A 12,471-nucleotide genomic window follows, 5' to 3' on the forward strand; every position below is an offset into this window, starting at 1 on the left:
TCCGGCTGCGGTTTCCACTGAGCGGAAGAGATTCCTCCCGAGGATCACCCCGGCGACTACTCGTAGTCGAGCCCGAGGACCCCGGAGATGCCGCGCGCGGCCATCCGGACGCCCAGCGTGAACTGCGGCTCGGCCTCCCGCTCGGCGTGGGCGATGATTGACACCGCGGCCACGACCTCCCCGGTGGCGTCCCGCACCGGCGCGGCGACGGAGAAGGCGCCCTGGGTGAGCTCCTCGACCGAGTGGGAGACACCGGTCGCGCGGATGCCGGCCAGCCGCGCCCGCAGCTCCTTCTCGCCGGTGAGCGTGTTGGGCTGGAACTTGCGCGGGTGGTCGGCGAGCACCTCCGCGAGCGTGCCGTCCGGCGCGTACGCGAGCAGCACCAGCCCGACGCCGGTGGCGTGCAGCGGGAGCCGCGAGCCGACGTCGCTGATGACACGCACGGCCCCCGGTCCGGACAGCCGCTCCAGATAGACCGCGCCCAGACCGTCGCGCACGGCGAGGTGCACGTGCTCGCCCGTGGCTTCCAGGAGGTCGTCGAGATACGGCCGCGCCGCCTGGCGGAGGCGGCGCGCGGTCGGCTGGCGGACTCCCAGCCGCCAGAGCTTGATGCCCACGCGGTAGCGGCCGTCCTCCCCGCGGGCCAGGCCGCCCCACGCCACCCACTCGGCCAGGAGCCGGTGCGTGGTCGAGACCGGGAGGCCGGCGCGGCGTGCGATCTCGCTGAGGGTCAGCTCGTCGCCGCGCTCGAAGGCGTCGGCGATCGCGAAGACACGTTCCGCAACGCTGCGGTCGTCCTGAGCTCCACCGGCCATGCGGTCAGCTTAGGACCGCTGCAGCGGTCGGGTCGGAGACCGCGGCTTCATATGTAGGTCTTCCTACCTCTGGCGGGTGCGGAGCGAGCCCGACCTCCCCGCCGACTGGCGCTCGCATGTGTTCCGCCGGATGACGGCGGCGCTCGATGCGCTGTGACGGGGCCCGCTCAGGCGTCCGCCGCGCGCCGGTAGACGCTGATCACGATGCCGGAGGCCGTCGAGCGCGACTCCACGAGCGCGAACCGGGTGTGGGGAAACCGTCGCCGAACAGCTTCTTGCCGACGCCGAGCACGAGCGGGTGCACCAACAGCCGGTACTCGTCGATCTGATCGTGCTCGGCGAGCGTGCGGATCAACTCCGTGCTCCCCCACACCCGGATCTCGCCGCCCGGCTCACCGCGCAGCCGCTCCACGGCGCCCGGGACGTCCGGACCCAGCAAGTAGGAGTTCGTCCAGCCGACCTCCGTCAGCGAGCGCGAAGCGACGTACTTGGGGATGCGGTTGTACCGCCGGGTGAGTTCCCCCTGCAACCCGTCGGCATCCTCCGGCCAGACGCCCCACGAGCCCGCGAAGAGCTCGTACGTCCTCCGGCCCAGCAGCAGCGCCTCGGTGTTCTTCTCCCACGCCGCGACGGTGCCGTCGTCGTAGTCGAACTGCCAGCCGCCGTGCTGGAACCCTCCCTCGGTGTCCTCCTCGGGGCCACCCGGCCCTGGACGACACCGTCGAGGGTGACGAACGCCTGCACCACGATCGAAGACATGCCTGCTCCTCCTTGTCAGTGAGGGTGACATACCCCGTCTACACCCCGGGGAGGGTGGAGGCAACAGGGTCGCTCCAGCCGTTCGGTCGATCCGCCACCCGCCGGTCCCCGCGACGCTGGACACATGACCGAGACCACCACCTCCCCCGCTGCCGTACTCGACACGGCCCGCCGTGCGGCGCTCCGCCCGGCGTCCCGCCCGGGTGGGAGGACCTCCTCGACGGCCGCGAACGGCTGCTGGATGCGCCCCGCTCCGAAGAAGGGGTTCTGCCGTCGCGCCGAAACGGGTAGGACAGAAGGCATGGACATCGTGCTGGCTGTCCTCGAGCGCGGCGACGTCGCGTACGAGATCGAGTTCGAGCGCACGAGCGAGCCCCCGTTCGAGCTGCGCGTGCCCTCCCACATCGGGGGCGCGGCGGTGGTCGACGTCTTCGACCTGGTCGACGCCAGCGAGTGGCCCGTGCTGCTGCGCTACGCGTTCTCGGAGTGCGTCCCGGCCGTCATGGGATCGCCGGACGACCTGAGCGCGGAGGACCTGGGCGAGGTCGACCTCTGAGGCGTCGGCCTCTGAGGCGTCGGCCTCGGAGGCTGCGGGCGTCTGCCTGGCCTGCGCGGCCTGTGGCGCCCGCGAACCGCATCAGAACAGGAACAGCTGCCCCATCACGAGCACGAGGATGAGGAACACGACGACCACGCCGCCGATGATGGCGAGCGTCCGCCCCGACATCTTCGCGATCCCGAACCCGACGATGAACGGCAGCGCCAGGCAGCCGAGCGCGATGATCCACCAGAACGCCTGGAAGCCGGCCTGCGACGCGGACGCCAGCCGCTCCCCGAAAAGCTTCTGCGTCGCCGGATGCGTGGCGAAGGCGACGCTCGCCGACAGCGGGTAGGCGATCAGGACGGCCGTGATCAGCCCGGCGAACGCACCCCACATCCCGCGATGCGCGCCGAGGTGCAGCGTCTCCTCCTGGTGCGGCGCCTGCCTGCTCTTGGTGCTCATGGCGCACATGATAGCCAGCGGTTCGGCGCGCGGGGCAGCCCCGTCGCGAGACGGTCCCGCGGCCCGGGCCGCCGCGCCGAAACAGGGTCAACTGTACGGTCTATTCTGCGGTTAGTCTGGAGCAGTCACCGGCGCACCGCACGCAGTTCAGGGGGCGTCTCGTAACGCGCCGGGGTCTTACCCGAATGTCGTATGGGAGTGGCGAAGTCCGCTCCCATACGGCCTGGGGAGAAACGGGCCGTGTCAGGAGCCGGACGGCGCTCCCGAGTTCGCCGCGGCGATCACCGGCGCACGGGCGGACCTGTTGCGAAGACGCATCGCGGGCTTCTCGACCGCGAACCAGGATGCGGTGGCGACGAGAAAAGTGAGCGGGATCGCAAGCGCGGCGAACAGGGGCACGCCCAGGCTGTAGAGGCCCGCGGAGGCGAGGACCTGCTGCAGCGGGAACGCGTAGATGTAGGTGCCGTAAGAGATGTCGTTGCGGAGCCGCAGCGCACGCACCCGGAGCACCGCGCCCGAGGCGATGAGCAGGTAGGCGAGGGGCAGCGCCGCCGCCACCCGGTAGTCCGGGAGAAGCGAAGCGCCGCCGACGATCGCCGCACACAGGACGAGGTCGACGGCTCGGGTGGGGAGCCGGTGGCGGAGCTGGTAGATGAGCGCGCCTGCCGCGAACATGAGCCCGAACCGGGACCCGTTCACGAGGTAGTAGTTGTGCGTCAGGTTCGTGTCGGCGAGGACGGTCACGACCAGGCAGCCCACGAACAGGGCGGGGATGGTGGCACGGAACTTCAGCAGCTTGGTGACGCCCAAGCCGAGCACGGCGAGGTAGCAGAGGAACTCCCACCCCAGCGTCCACAGGCTGCCGTTCCACACGACCGGGTAGGGAACACCCGTCGGCGTGCCTCCGATGCCGTACTCGTTGATCACCAGGGCCGCGTTCTTCCCCACGTAGGCGAGCGCGTCGAGCGCGTAGCCGTCCGGGAGGGACTGCCCGGCGAGCCCGATCCCGACCGGGGCGATGACCGCGGCGGTGACGATGAGGCACACCCAGAACGCGGGCAGGATCCGCAGGAAGCGGGCCTTCAGATACGGCCACCACTGGGGTCGGCGCATCCACGAGGACACGATGAGGAAGCCGCTGATCGCGAAGAACCCGTCCACTCCGCCGTCGCCGAGGAGCTGGGTGACCGGTGCCGCCGGCCGCGCAGCCCCGGTGAGGGGGAAGGAATGCCAGACGATGACGCTCACGGCGAGCACGAGACGGATGGTGTTGAGCGCGTTCAGCTTCGGGTCGAACACGCCTGAGAGCGTGAGGCCAGCGCTGGCTGACATCGGCCTGCGCTGCAGCATGCGGGTCCCCCTGTTGTGGTATTCGTGAGAATATCTCAATAATAGCGAGGGGTCATGTCCCCCAAAGGGGTTTTTGCGGTTGAGCTCGGGCGCAGTCACGTCTGGGCAGTTCACCCCAGGGCCTCCCTCACATCCCCAGCACGACCGTCCGCCCTGCCGGCCGCCCGTCTGTCGCGCGATGCGCCGCCCACACCGCGTCGAACGCGATCACCTCCGGCTCGAACACCGTCAGCCGCGCCTCCGCGGCATCCGCGAGAAGCCCTTTCAGCATGCGCCGGTACTCCGGCCGATTCCGCAGTACCCAGAATGGCACCGAGCAGACGACCTCCCGCGGGTGCCCGAACCGTCGCAGCACGGCCGCCGCCGAACCGCGGATCGCGTCGTCCCGCTCGTGTCCGGCGCGCCCCGCGAACGCCGTGCGGACGACGACACCGGACGGGGCGACCGCCTCCCGCACCAGCGGCGACCCGGTGTGGTCGATCGCGGCCTCCGCCCCACCTCCGGTCTGCTCCCGGACGACCGCGGGCCAATGCGGGTCGCGGTAGTCGATGAGGGTCATGTCTGCGGCGGAGAGGCCGGGAGGTGGCGTCGTCCCCGTCCCGAGAACCGTCTTTCCGTCGCGCAGCGCGAGCTGGGCCGCGAGCGACCCGACGGCGCCGGTGATGCCCTGGATGAGGACGCTCCGCGCCGGTCCCGCGTACTGGAGGGCCAGGGCGGCGGTCACCCCGTTGAGCGGGAGGGCAGCGGCGGCCTCCGACGTCAGCGCGTCCGGGACGGCGACCAGGTAGGTCGGGGACACGACGAGCCGGGTCGCGTGCGCGCCCATCCGCGGGAGCACCCCCGCGACGCGCGCGCCGGTGCGGAGGCCGAGCGCCGCCGACACCGCCGATTCCGTCTCCAGCACGCCGACGAAGTCGTAGCCGGGGACGAAGCCCGGCACCGGCTGGAGCACGTAGCCGCCACGCCGGGCCAGCACGTCCGTCGACCCGAGGGCCGCATGCGTGACGCGGACGAGGACCTCGTTGCCACGTGGCGCGCGCAGCGTCTCGTGCACGAGCGCGATCGCGGACGGGTCGCCGAAGCGGACCACGCGCGCCGCCGTGCGTTCCACAGTGCGCTCCGCCCGGCCTCCCATCGCCGTCAGCCGGCGCGTCGCTGCAGCAGCCCGGCGCGCTCGGGGTGCCGGTCGAACCACTCCGCCACGTACCAGCACATCGGCACGATCCTCCGCCCGGAGGTGCTTTCGATGTCGTCGACCGCGTAGGCGACCAGGTCGGCCGCGTAGCCGTGGCCGCGCTGGGCGGGGACCGTGAACGCCCGTGTGAGCGAGATGGACGAGCCGAGGACGCTGTAGTCGAGGATGCCGACGAGCTCGCCGTCGATCCGCATGGCGTAGCGGTTCGCGTCGGTCTCGTTGCTGAACTCCGTGGACATGCGCCCATCGTACGTCCGTCGCGCCTCCCCGTCAGGGGAGGTATCGTGAACGAGGTGGGACCCGACCCGCACCGTTCGGGCCCGCGCGCACTCCGCGATGCAGCCACAGCAGGCCAGCCGCGTGCGACGACCGTCGCCCGCGTCGCGCACCCGAAGCTGGAGCCGCACCCGTGACGATCGACAACCCGTCGCCCGCCCTGTCCCCTGCCCACCAGGCCCTGCTCGAGCAGGTCCCGATCGGCGAGCACTCCGTGATCGACGCCGAGGTCGTCCCGTACGACCACGAGGGCCTCCCGCTGGAGGGCTACCTCGCCAGGGACGTGCAGGCCGACGACCGCCGCCCGGCCGTGCTGATCCTCCACGACTGGCACGGCGTCGGCGACAACGTGCGGATGCGCGCGCAGATGCTGGCCCGCCGCGGCTACGTCGCGTTCGCCGCGGACCTGTACGGCGCGGACGTGCGGCCCAGCGGCGAGGAGGCGGCGGCGGTCGCGGGACAGTACTACCGGGACCTCCCGCTGCTGCGCTCGCGAGTCGCCGCCGGCTTCAGCTGGCTGCAACAGCACCCCGCCGTCGACCCGGCCCGGCTCGCGGTCATCGGCTACTGCTTCGGCGGGACGGCCGCCCTCGAATTCGCCCGCACGGGGGCGCCGGCCCGCGGCGTGGTGTCCTTTCACGGCGGCCTCATCGCCCACGACCCGTCCGACGCGGCGGCGATCGCGGCCTCCCTGCTCGTGCTCAATGGCGGCGCGGACCCGGTCGTCCCGGACTCGGCGGTCGCCGCGTTCCAGGACGAGCTGCGCGCCGCGGCGCACGTCGACTGGCAATTGACGACGTACTCGGGCGCGCCGCACGCGTTCACCATCCCAGGAAGCGACCGGTACCGTCCGCTCGCGGACGCCCGGAGCTGGCGGGCGCTGGTGTGCTTCCTGGACGAGGTGTTCGCCTGAGCTGATCGCCGGTGCTGATTGGCGGTCTGCGAGACGGTCATGTAAGCTCTAACAGGCCCGCGCGGAGAACGCGGCAGGGTCATGCGCCACTAGCTCAACGGATAGAGCATCTGACTACGGATCAGAAGGTTGGGGGTTCGAATCCCTCGTGGCGCACACTGGTTGAGACAGTCGAGAAAGCCCCGGCGGAGAGCCGGGGCTTTTTCGTTGTTGCCCCGTCAGACCCCGGTGTGAAGAGGTACCCCCACCGCGATGCTCGGAACGTGGCGCTCGGTGTGGTGCTCTCAACGGCGTGGCCGACGTTCGATGCGCTCGAGAATGTAGGACCCGCTAGATCGCGACTTTCACCGGCGAGTCGCGTAAGTCGGCGGGCCGCCGGCCGTTGTCGCCAGTCGCGGCCCGCCTCACTATTCAAGAGCTTGGCACGCCTCGGCGATGATGTGCGCAGCGCAACGCCCTCTGCTCAAACGAGCAGGAACGGCTCACCCCAGGTCGTACGTCAGGTGCGTGGCCGTCGACGTGACCACGACCTCCCGTTGCACGAGCTCGCGCGGCCCGGAGCCGGTGAACAGCGGGGTTCCCGCACCGAGGATGATCGGCGACAGGTGCAGGACGAGCGTGTCGACCAGGCCTGCGGCGAGCGCGGAGCCGATGAGGGCGCCGCCGCCCATGAGGATCGCGTCCAGGTCGGCTCCGCGCGCCGCGGACACCGCTTCGGCGCGCGAGCGTGCCGAAGCGACCGCATCCTCCAGGCCGGTGGTGACGAAAGTCCAGTCCAGTCCCGTGAGGCGCAAAGTCGGCGGAGCCGCGCTCGTCACGACCAGGAACGACGGCTTGCCGACCTCCGCGGCGCCGTAGCCGATCTCGTCGCTCCAGCCTCCCGGGGCGTCGATGACGTCGAAGAGGTTGCGGCCCATGACCACGGCGCCCGAGCGTTCCGTCGCCGCGGCGAGGATGCGCTTGTCGTCGGGGTCGTCCGAGAACACCCAGTGGTGCAGCGGCTCTCCCCCGGTGCCGAGCCCGTTGCCGGGGCCGGCGTCCGGGCCGGTGACGAAACCGTCCAGTGAGACGGTGATGTCGGCGACGACCCTGGTCATCGCGATCAGCCCCGCGCCAGCAGTTCGTCGAGCTTCTCGTAGCCCTCGCGCATCCCGTACTCCATGCCCGAGGCGATCATCGCCTCCAGCGCCTCCTTCGAGGGGAACACCGAGTGGCCCGCGAGCCGGGTGCGTCCGCCGGGGAGCGGCTCGAAGCGCAGGAGGTCGAGGCTCACCTGGTCGGGTGCGCCGAGGTACTCGAAGGTCTGGATGATGAGCTCGTTCTCGACCACGGTGTGGATGACGCCCCGGAAGCCGTAGACGGCGCCGTCGGCGTCCTTCTGCTCGAACGCGTAGCCTCCCCCGGTGCGGAAGTCCCAGTGGGTGATCGCGTTGTCGAGGCTGCGCGGGCCGATCCACTGCACGTACAGGTCGGGGTCGGCGTGGGCGCGGAAGACCGCCTCGACGGGAGCCTCGAACTCTCGCGTGATGTCGGCGTACGAGGTGCCGGGTACGGCATCGATGACGACAGGGTTGGTCATGATTCCTTCTCCTTGGTTCGCTTGCTCTGTTCTGGTGAGGATGCCGGGGGCGCGGCGAGCAGTGCGTCGAGTCTGCGGTACTGCTGCTCGGCCTCCAGACGGTACCGATCGATCCACGAGGTCAGTCGCTCCAGCGCGGCGCCGTCGAGGTGCACCGGGCGGCGCTGCGCCTCGCGGGTGCGCCAGACCAGCCCGGCGGACTCGAGCACGCTGATGTGCTTGGACACCGCCTGCAGGCTGATCTCGAACGGCTCCGCCAGCTCGTTGACCGTCGCCGGACCACGGCTGAGCCGCGCGACCATCGCGCGCCGCACCGGGTCGGACAGGGCCGCGAAGGAGCGGTCGAGCTGATCGTCACCCATTATCAACCTATCCGTTTATCAATTAATCGGTTGATTAAAGAGTAGAACGAGACGACCGTTCCGTCAAGCCGTTCATGGCCGGCTCAGGAGGGCAGGACTGCGCTCGCGACACCGGGCACGTCGCCCGCGTAATCCCGGAGGCGCTCCAGGCCCTCCGTCGTAGCGGACTCATGGCCGCCCACCGCGACGACCCGGGCGCCGGACGCGACCGCGGCGACCAGGCCGGCTTCGGCGTCCTCGAACACGACGCACTGCTGGATCGGCACGCCCAGCCGCTCGGCGGCCAGCAGGTAGCCCTGCGGGTCTGGCTTGCCGCGGGAGACATCCTCCGCGGCGATCAGCACGTCCGGGACGGGGACGCGCGCCGCCTCCAGTCGGGCGACGGCGAGCTCGCGCGGTGCGCTCGTGACGATCGCCACGGGCACACCGGCCTCCGCGAGCGCCGTCAGCAGGGCGGCCGCTCCGGGGACCTCCACGATGCCGTCGGTGCGCGTGACCTCCTCGGCGACGAGCCCGGCGACCAGCTCGGCCCGTCGCTCGGCCGCGAGACCCGGCAGGAAGTGCGCGACGGTGTCGACCGCCTGTCTGCCGTGCGCGTACGCCAGGATCTCCGCGGGGTCGAGGCCATGACGCCGGCCGAACTCGCTCCAGACGCCTTCCACCACAGCGTGCGAGTCGACGAGCGTGCCGTCCATGTCGAAGAGGAATCCGGATGCGCTGATCTCCATCGGACCAGCCTAGGCGGCGCCCGCGACCCAGGGTCGCGGGCTGCCGCGGATCAGCGACCGGTCGTGCGGGCGTCCTGCGCGGCCCGGAGGTCCGCGAGACCGCGTTCGCTCTCGCGCGTGATGCGACCGCCGCGGGCGGCGACCGCCGCGGGGAGCCAGTCGCTCAGCACGAAACGGCGACGGCGCGGCGAGACCGGCTCGCCGCCATTGGTGCGGGCCGGGCGGGCCACCCAGCTATGTTCGATTCCCTGTGCCCAGGTTCCATTTGCCATGTCTTCAACGTTACGAGCGAAAATATTCGGCCACCATATGGCTTCAGGTCTATCTTCGCAAAGATACGGCCAGTACACTCGGAGCCATGTTGAAGCGCGTTGCCGTGCCCGTCATCGACGAATTCGCGATGTTCGAGTTCGGGGTCATCTGCGAGGTGTTCGGGCTCGACCGCAGCTACGCCGGGATCGAGCCGTTCGACTTCCGGGTCTGCTCGGCGACCCCGGGCGAGCCCATCCGGAACGAGACCGGCGTGCAACTCATCGCACCGTACGGGCTGGACGCGATGGAGGACGCCGACCTCATCGCCGTGCCCGCCGCCACCATCCGCGACGAGTACCCCCGGAGCTCATCGACGGCCTCCGGCGCGCGCACGCCCGGGGCGCCATCCTGCTCAGCGTCTGCTCCGGCGCGTTCGTGCTCGGCGCCGCCGGCCTGCTCGACGGCCGCGAGAGCACGACGCACTGGCGCCACGCCGACGCCCTCCAGCGCCGCTTCCCGCTCGCGCGGGTGAACCCGGACGTGCTGTTCATCGACGACGGCACGATCATCACGAGCGCAGGCACCTCCGCCGGCATCGACGCCTGCCTCCACCTGGTGCGCCGCGAACTGGGCAGCGCGGTCGCCAACACGATCGCGCGCAACATGGTCGTCCCGCCGCAGCGCGACGGCGGCCAGCGGCAGTACATCGAGCGGCCGGTCTCCGACTGCGAGGACGACACCTTCAGCGAGCTGCTCGACCACCTCAGCACCACGCTGGACGAGAACCACACCGTCTCCGGGCTCGCCGCCCGGACGCACATGTCGACCCGCAGCTTCTCGCGCCGCTTCGTGGCCGAGACCGGCGTACCGCCGATGCAGTGGCTCACGACGCAGCGCGTCCTCCACGCCCGGCTGCTGCTGGAGACCACGGACATCCCCGTCGAGGAGGTCGCCCGTCGCAGCGGGTTCGCGAGCGCCACGCTGCTGCGCCACCACTTCGATGCGGAGGTCGGTGTGCCGCCGACGCGCTACCGGGCGGCCTTCGCGCGACGCTGAGGCGGAACAATCCGCCGGCCCGGTGGTTGACTCCAAGACGACCACCGGCGACGGAAGGACCCCCGCATGGCCACGCAGATCCAATACACCCGGCTCGGCGACCCCGACGTGCTCGAGGTGGCCACGGTCCCGGATCCGGTCGCTCCCGTCGACGGCGTGGTCGTGGAGGTGCGCGCCGCGGGCGTGAACCCGATCGACGGAAAGCTGCGCAGCGGCGCGCGGCCGAGCGCTCCGATCACCGAGCCGCGTGTGCCGGGAGCCGATGCGGCAGGGGTCGTTCTCTCGGTGGGAGCCGACGTGGACGACTGGGCGCCCGGCGACGAGGTGGTCGTCCGCAACGCGCGCGGCGCCTACACGACGCACCTGGCCGCGCCGGCCTCCCACCTCGTCCGCAAGCCCGCCGCGGTGAGCTGGGAGCAGGCCGCGGCGATCGGCGTCCCCGTCGGAACCGCGCACCAGGCACTGGTCTCGCTGGGCGTCGAGCCGGGGACGACACTCCTCATCCACGGCGGCTCGGGCAGCGTCGGGAGGGCAGCGATCCAGCTCGCCCGGCGGATGGGCGCCGCCGTGATCGCGACCGGGTCGGCGGCGAACCACGAGCGGTTGAGGGAACTCGGCGCGACTCCCGTTGCCTACGGTCCGGGACTGCTGGACCGCCTGCGCGCCGTCGCGCCGGACGGCTACGACCTCATCCTCGACGCGATCGGCACCGACGAGGCGCTGGAGGCCTCCTTCGCGCTCGTCGGCGACCGCTCGCGGATCGGCACGATCGTCGTCGGCCCGCGTGCGGCCGAGCTGGGCATCCGCGCGTGGGGAGGCGGGAACCCCGTTCCCTCACTCCCGACGAACTGCGGCTGCGCGACGACGCCTACGCACTCGCGCTCGACCTCCTCGCCGACGGTGAGTTCGAGGTGGACATCGCGCGAACCTTCCCACTGACGGAGGCCGCCGACGCCGCGCGGCTGGTGGAGTCGGGGCATCCCGGCGGCAAGGTGATCCTGCTGCCGTGAAGCGCCGCGATCAGTGGTGCAGCGACCGCCGATGGACGGCGTGCGCGACGGGGAGGTCGTCACCGCGGTAGTGCTTGAGCAGCCGCCAGTTGCGCCGCGCGAGCTGGGCGAAGACAGCCGCCGTCACGACCCCGCACACGACGACCCCCCAGGCCCGCGGGTTCTCGCCCTCGGTCGGGATGAGCACGGTGAGCGCGGCGGTGAACACCAGCGCGAGGACGGCGAACAACACTCCCAGCCCGACGCGACGCAGCGCCCGGGCGCGCTCCAGACGGTCGCCCATGCAGCGCAAGCTACTCCGCGCGACGAGGCTGCGCCAGGTCGTACACGCGGCTCCAGCCGAGCTCGAAGCCGACCTCGTCGATCCGGCCCTCATCCCGCGCCCGCTCCAGTGCCAGCAGCGATGCGAGGGAGGCCGTGACCAGACGCTCGTCGCCGTACGTCTCGCTCCCGTCGCCGACCGAGACCGTGGAGCAGCGGATCACCCGGCACTCACGCCACACGCGGCGCGTCGTGACCGCGGCCACGGCGAAGCCCGCAGCGTAGACGGCCACCATCGCGCCGATCGCCGACACCGCAGGAGCCGGCGCGAGCACGAGCGCGGGGAGGAGAGCGAGCAGGCCGCCGATGGCGGGCCAGCGCCGCCGGAAGACGATGGCACGGCGCTCGGCGGAGGTCGTCCCGGGCGGGTAGACGAACAACCGGCGCGCGCAGACCCCGGTGCGCGCGGTGTACAGGGCAGAGGTCTCCTCGAACCAGCCCCAGCGGTGGGCGCCTTCGAAGAACCGCTTCGTCCTCCCCCGAGCAGGAGGTCGCTCGATCGTCGTCACGGGTATCGGTCTACGCCGCTTCGGTCGCGGTCGCGCGCATCCTCACGGAATCCATGCGCGCAGCGGGCGGAACCAGACGGTCCGCAGACGGCGCCCCTCCTTCCGCCGTCATTCGGTCGTCGCACTGCCGCCGAACCGCTCCTGCCATTCGGCGTACGTGTGGTCGCGCCCCAGCGGACACTCGCAGCGGATGAGGATCGGCTGACCGGTCACCACGCTGGTCGCGCGCTCGATGTGAGGAACGGTCGGCCCGGCATCGGACGGAACGCCACGAGACTGCGATTTCATGGATGCGAGTATCGGATGCCCGCGCCGCGCCGCCCGTTCGTATCCGCCGTCAGGC

Annotated in this window: 19 protein-coding genes and 1 tRNA gene; 6 read left to right on the forward strand and 14 right to left on the reverse strand. The window is 71.3% G+C overall.

All coding sequences use genetic code 11. The features are described from left to right. Positions 1–56: 56 nt before the first annotated feature. Complete coding sequence (locus ACRAWC_RS09790) at positions 57–815, reverse strand: IclR family transcriptional regulator (protein ID WP_431347540.1); 759 nt, start codon at positions 813–815, stop codon at positions 57–59. Between the two features lie 199 nt (positions 816–1,014). Further along, entirely contained in the window at positions 1,015–1,605 is a 591-nt protein-coding gene (locus ACRAWC_RS09795) for a dihydrofolate reductase family protein (protein ID WP_431347541.1), read from the reverse strand. 93 nt (positions 1,606–1,698) lie between these two features. Here ACRAWC_RS09795 and ACRAWC_RS09800 point away from each other — a divergent pair, with 93 nt between their 5' ends. After that, positions 1,699–2,130: a hypothetical protein gene (locus tag ACRAWC_RS09800; RefSeq protein WP_431347542.1), complete on the forward strand. Its 432-nt coding sequence runs from the start codon at positions 1,699–1,701 to the stop codon at positions 2,128–2,130. An 81-nt stretch (positions 2,131–2,211) separates the two neighbouring features. On the opposite strand, the gene ACRAWC_RS09805 is transcribed toward ACRAWC_RS09800, so the two are convergent. The 4 genes from ACRAWC_RS09805 to ACRAWC_RS09820 form a co-directional block, all read right to left on the reverse strand. After that, on the reverse strand, positions 2,212–2,577 hold the full coding sequence (locus ACRAWC_RS09805; RefSeq protein ID WP_431347543.1) for a hypothetical protein: 366 nt from the start codon (positions 2,575–2,577) through the stop codon (positions 2,212–2,214). 243 nt (positions 2,578–2,820) lie between these two features. Continuing rightward, entirely contained in the window at positions 2,821–3,909 is a 1,089-nt protein-coding gene (locus ACRAWC_RS09810; RefSeq protein ID WP_431347544.1) for an acyltransferase family protein, read from the reverse strand. Positions 3,910–4,054: 145 nt separating this feature from the next. Further along, positions 4,055–5,038: a quinone oxidoreductase family protein gene (locus ACRAWC_RS09815; RefSeq protein WP_431347545.1), complete on the reverse strand. Its 984-nt coding sequence runs from the start codon at positions 5,036–5,038 to the stop codon at positions 4,055–4,057. A gap of 29 nt (positions 5,039–5,067) precedes the next feature. Further along, positions 5,068–5,361, reverse strand: coding sequence for a GNAT family N-acetyltransferase (locus tag ACRAWC_RS09820; protein ID WP_431347546.1), 294 nt, complete (start codon positions 5,359–5,361; stop codon positions 5,068–5,070). 170 nt (positions 5,362–5,531) lie between these two features. Here ACRAWC_RS09820 and ACRAWC_RS09825 point away from each other — a divergent pair, with 170 nt between their 5' ends. Together ACRAWC_RS09825 and ACRAWC_RS09830 are read left to right on the forward strand one after the other, a co-directional pair. Next, positions 5,532–6,311 carry a dienelactone hydrolase family protein gene (locus ACRAWC_RS09825; RefSeq protein ID WP_431347547.1) on the forward strand — a complete coding sequence of 260 codons (780 nt, stop codon included), beginning with the start codon at positions 5,532–5,534 and terminating at the stop codon, positions 6,309–6,311. Between the two features lie 83 nt (positions 6,312–6,394). Beyond that, positions 6,395–6,467, forward strand: a tRNA-Arg gene (locus ACRAWC_RS09830). A 326-nt stretch (positions 6,468–6,793) separates the two neighbouring features. Here the strand turns inward: ACRAWC_RS09830 and ACRAWC_RS09835 are convergent. The 5 genes from ACRAWC_RS09835 to ACRAWC_RS09855 all read right to left on the reverse strand — a co-directional run bounded on the left by ACRAWC_RS09835 (position 6,794) and on the right by ACRAWC_RS09855 (position 9,252). Continuing rightward, positions 6,794–7,408, reverse strand: a complete 615-nt coding sequence (locus ACRAWC_RS09835) for a dihydrofolate reductase family protein (protein WP_431347548.1) — start codon at positions 7,406–7,408, stop codon at positions 6,794–6,796. A gap of 5 nt (positions 7,409–7,413) precedes the next feature. Next, positions 7,414–7,890: an SRPBCC family protein gene (locus ACRAWC_RS09840; RefSeq protein ID WP_431347549.1), complete on the reverse strand. Its 477-nt coding sequence runs from the start codon at positions 7,888–7,890 to the stop codon at positions 7,414–7,416. Further along, positions 7,887–8,252 (reverse strand): ArsR/SmtB family transcription factor, encoded by a 366-nt coding sequence (locus ACRAWC_RS09845; protein WP_431347550.1) that lies wholly within the window; start codon positions 8,250–8,252, stop codon positions 7,887–7,889. Before ACRAWC_RS09845 ends, ACRAWC_RS09840 begins: the two co-directional genes overlap by 4 nt. Positions 8,253–8,335: 83 nt before the next feature. Next, positions 8,336–8,980: an HAD-IA family hydrolase gene (locus ACRAWC_RS09850; protein ID WP_431347551.1), complete on the reverse strand. Its 645-nt coding sequence runs from the start codon at positions 8,978–8,980 to the stop codon at positions 8,336–8,338. Between the two features lie 50 nt (positions 8,981–9,030). Beyond that, a complete protein-coding gene (locus tag ACRAWC_RS09855; protein WP_431347552.1) occupies positions 9,031–9,252 on the reverse strand; it encodes a hypothetical protein in 222 nt (73 codons plus the stop codon). Between the two features lie 37 nt (positions 9,253–9,289). Between ACRAWC_RS09855 and ACRAWC_RS09860 the strand changes: the two genes are divergently transcribed. The 3 genes from ACRAWC_RS09860 to ACRAWC_RS09870 all read left to right on the forward strand — a co-directional run bounded on the left by ACRAWC_RS09860 (position 9,290) and on the right by ACRAWC_RS09870 (position 11,298). Beyond that, positions 9,290–10,288 carry a helix-turn-helix domain-containing protein gene (locus tag ACRAWC_RS09860; RefSeq protein WP_431347553.1) on the forward strand — a complete coding sequence of 333 codons (999 nt, stop codon included), beginning with the start codon at positions 9,290–9,292 and terminating at the stop codon, positions 10,286–10,288. A 66-nt stretch (positions 10,289–10,354) separates the two neighbouring features. Then, entirely contained in the window at positions 10,355–11,227 is an 873-nt protein-coding gene (locus ACRAWC_RS09865) for an NADP-dependent oxidoreductase (protein WP_431347554.1), read from the forward strand. Continuing rightward, entirely contained in the window at positions 11,200–11,298 is a 99-nt protein-coding gene (locus ACRAWC_RS09870) for a zinc-binding dehydrogenase (protein WP_431347555.1), read from the forward strand. The genes ACRAWC_RS09865 and ACRAWC_RS09870 overlap by 28 nt, the downstream gene beginning before the upstream one ends. A gap of 10 nt (positions 11,299–11,308) precedes the next feature. On the opposite strand, the gene ACRAWC_RS09875 is transcribed toward ACRAWC_RS09870, so the two are convergent. The 3 genes from ACRAWC_RS09875 to ACRAWC_RS09885 all read right to left on the reverse strand — a co-directional run bounded on the left by ACRAWC_RS09875 (position 11,309) and on the right by ACRAWC_RS09885 (position 12,416). Continuing rightward, complete coding sequence (locus ACRAWC_RS09875) at positions 11,309–11,581, reverse strand: hypothetical protein (protein ID WP_431347556.1); 273 nt, start codon at positions 11,579–11,581, stop codon at positions 11,309–11,311. 10 nt (positions 11,582–11,591) lie between these two features. Then, positions 11,592–12,128 (reverse strand): DUF6611 family protein, encoded by a 537-nt coding sequence (locus ACRAWC_RS09880; protein WP_431347557.1) that lies wholly within the window; start codon positions 12,126–12,128, stop codon positions 11,592–11,594. A gap of 108 nt (positions 12,129–12,236) precedes the next feature. Further along, positions 12,237–12,416 carry a hypothetical protein gene (locus ACRAWC_RS09885; RefSeq protein WP_431347558.1) on the reverse strand — a complete coding sequence of 60 codons (180 nt, stop codon included), beginning with the start codon at positions 12,414–12,416 and terminating at the stop codon, positions 12,237–12,239. Positions 12,417–12,471 lie beyond the last annotated feature (55 nt).

It is taken from the genome of Leifsonia sp. L25 (assembly GCF_050632895.1).

Coding starts and splice junctions, on each gene's coding strand:
- ACRAWC_RS09790 (WP_431347540.1), bottom strand. CDS start 815: ATGGCCGGTGGAGCTCAGGACGACCGCAGCGTTGCGGAACGTGTCTTC.
- ACRAWC_RS09795 (WP_431347541.1), bottom strand. CDS start 1,605: ATGTCACCCTCACTGACAAGGAGGAGCAGGCATGTCTTCGATCGTGGT.
- ACRAWC_RS09800 (WP_431347542.1), top strand. CDS start 1,699: ATGACCGAGACCACCACCTCCCCCGCTGCCGTACTCGACACGGCCCGC.
- ACRAWC_RS09805 (WP_431347543.1), bottom strand. CDS start 2,577: ATGAGCACCAAGAGCAGGCAGGCGCCGCACCAGGAGGAGACGCTGCAC.
- ACRAWC_RS09810 (WP_431347544.1), bottom strand. CDS start 3,909: ATGTCAGCCAGCGCTGGCCTCACGCTCTCAGGCGTGTTCGACCCGAAG.
- ACRAWC_RS09820 (WP_431347546.1), bottom strand. CDS start 5,361: ATGTCCACGGAGTTCAGCAACGAGACCGACGCGAACCGCTACGCCATG.
- ACRAWC_RS09835 (WP_431347548.1), bottom strand. CDS start 7,408: ATGACCAGGGTCGTCGCCGACATCACCGTCTCACTGGACGGTTTCGTC.
- ACRAWC_RS09840 (WP_431347549.1), bottom strand. CDS start 7,890: ATGACCAACCCTGTCGTCATCGATGCCGTACCCGGCACCTCGTACGCC.
- ACRAWC_RS09845 (WP_431347550.1), bottom strand. CDS start 8,252: ATGGGTGACGATCAGCTCGACCGCTCCTTCGCGGCCCTGTCCGACCCG.
- ACRAWC_RS09850 (WP_431347551.1), bottom strand. CDS start 8,980: ATGGAGATCAGCGCATCCGGATTCCTCTTCGACATGGACGGCACGCTC.
- ACRAWC_RS09855 (WP_431347552.1), bottom strand. CDS start 9,252: ATGGCAAATGGAACCTGGGCACAGGGAATCGAACATAGCTGGGTGGCC.
- ACRAWC_RS09860 (WP_431347553.1), top strand. CDS start 9,290: ATGGCTTCAGGTCTATCTTCGCAAAGATACGGCCAGTACACTCGGAGC.
- ACRAWC_RS09865 (WP_431347554.1), top strand. CDS start 10,355: ATGGCCACGCAGATCCAATACACCCGGCTCGGCGACCCCGACGTGCTC.
- ACRAWC_RS09875 (WP_431347556.1), bottom strand. CDS start 11,581: ATGGGCGACCGTCTGGAGCGCGCCCGGGCGCTGCGTCGCGTCGGGCTG.
- ACRAWC_RS09885 (WP_431347558.1), bottom strand. CDS start 12,416: ATGAAATCGCAGTCTCGTGGCGTTCCGTCCGATGCCGGGCCGACCGTT.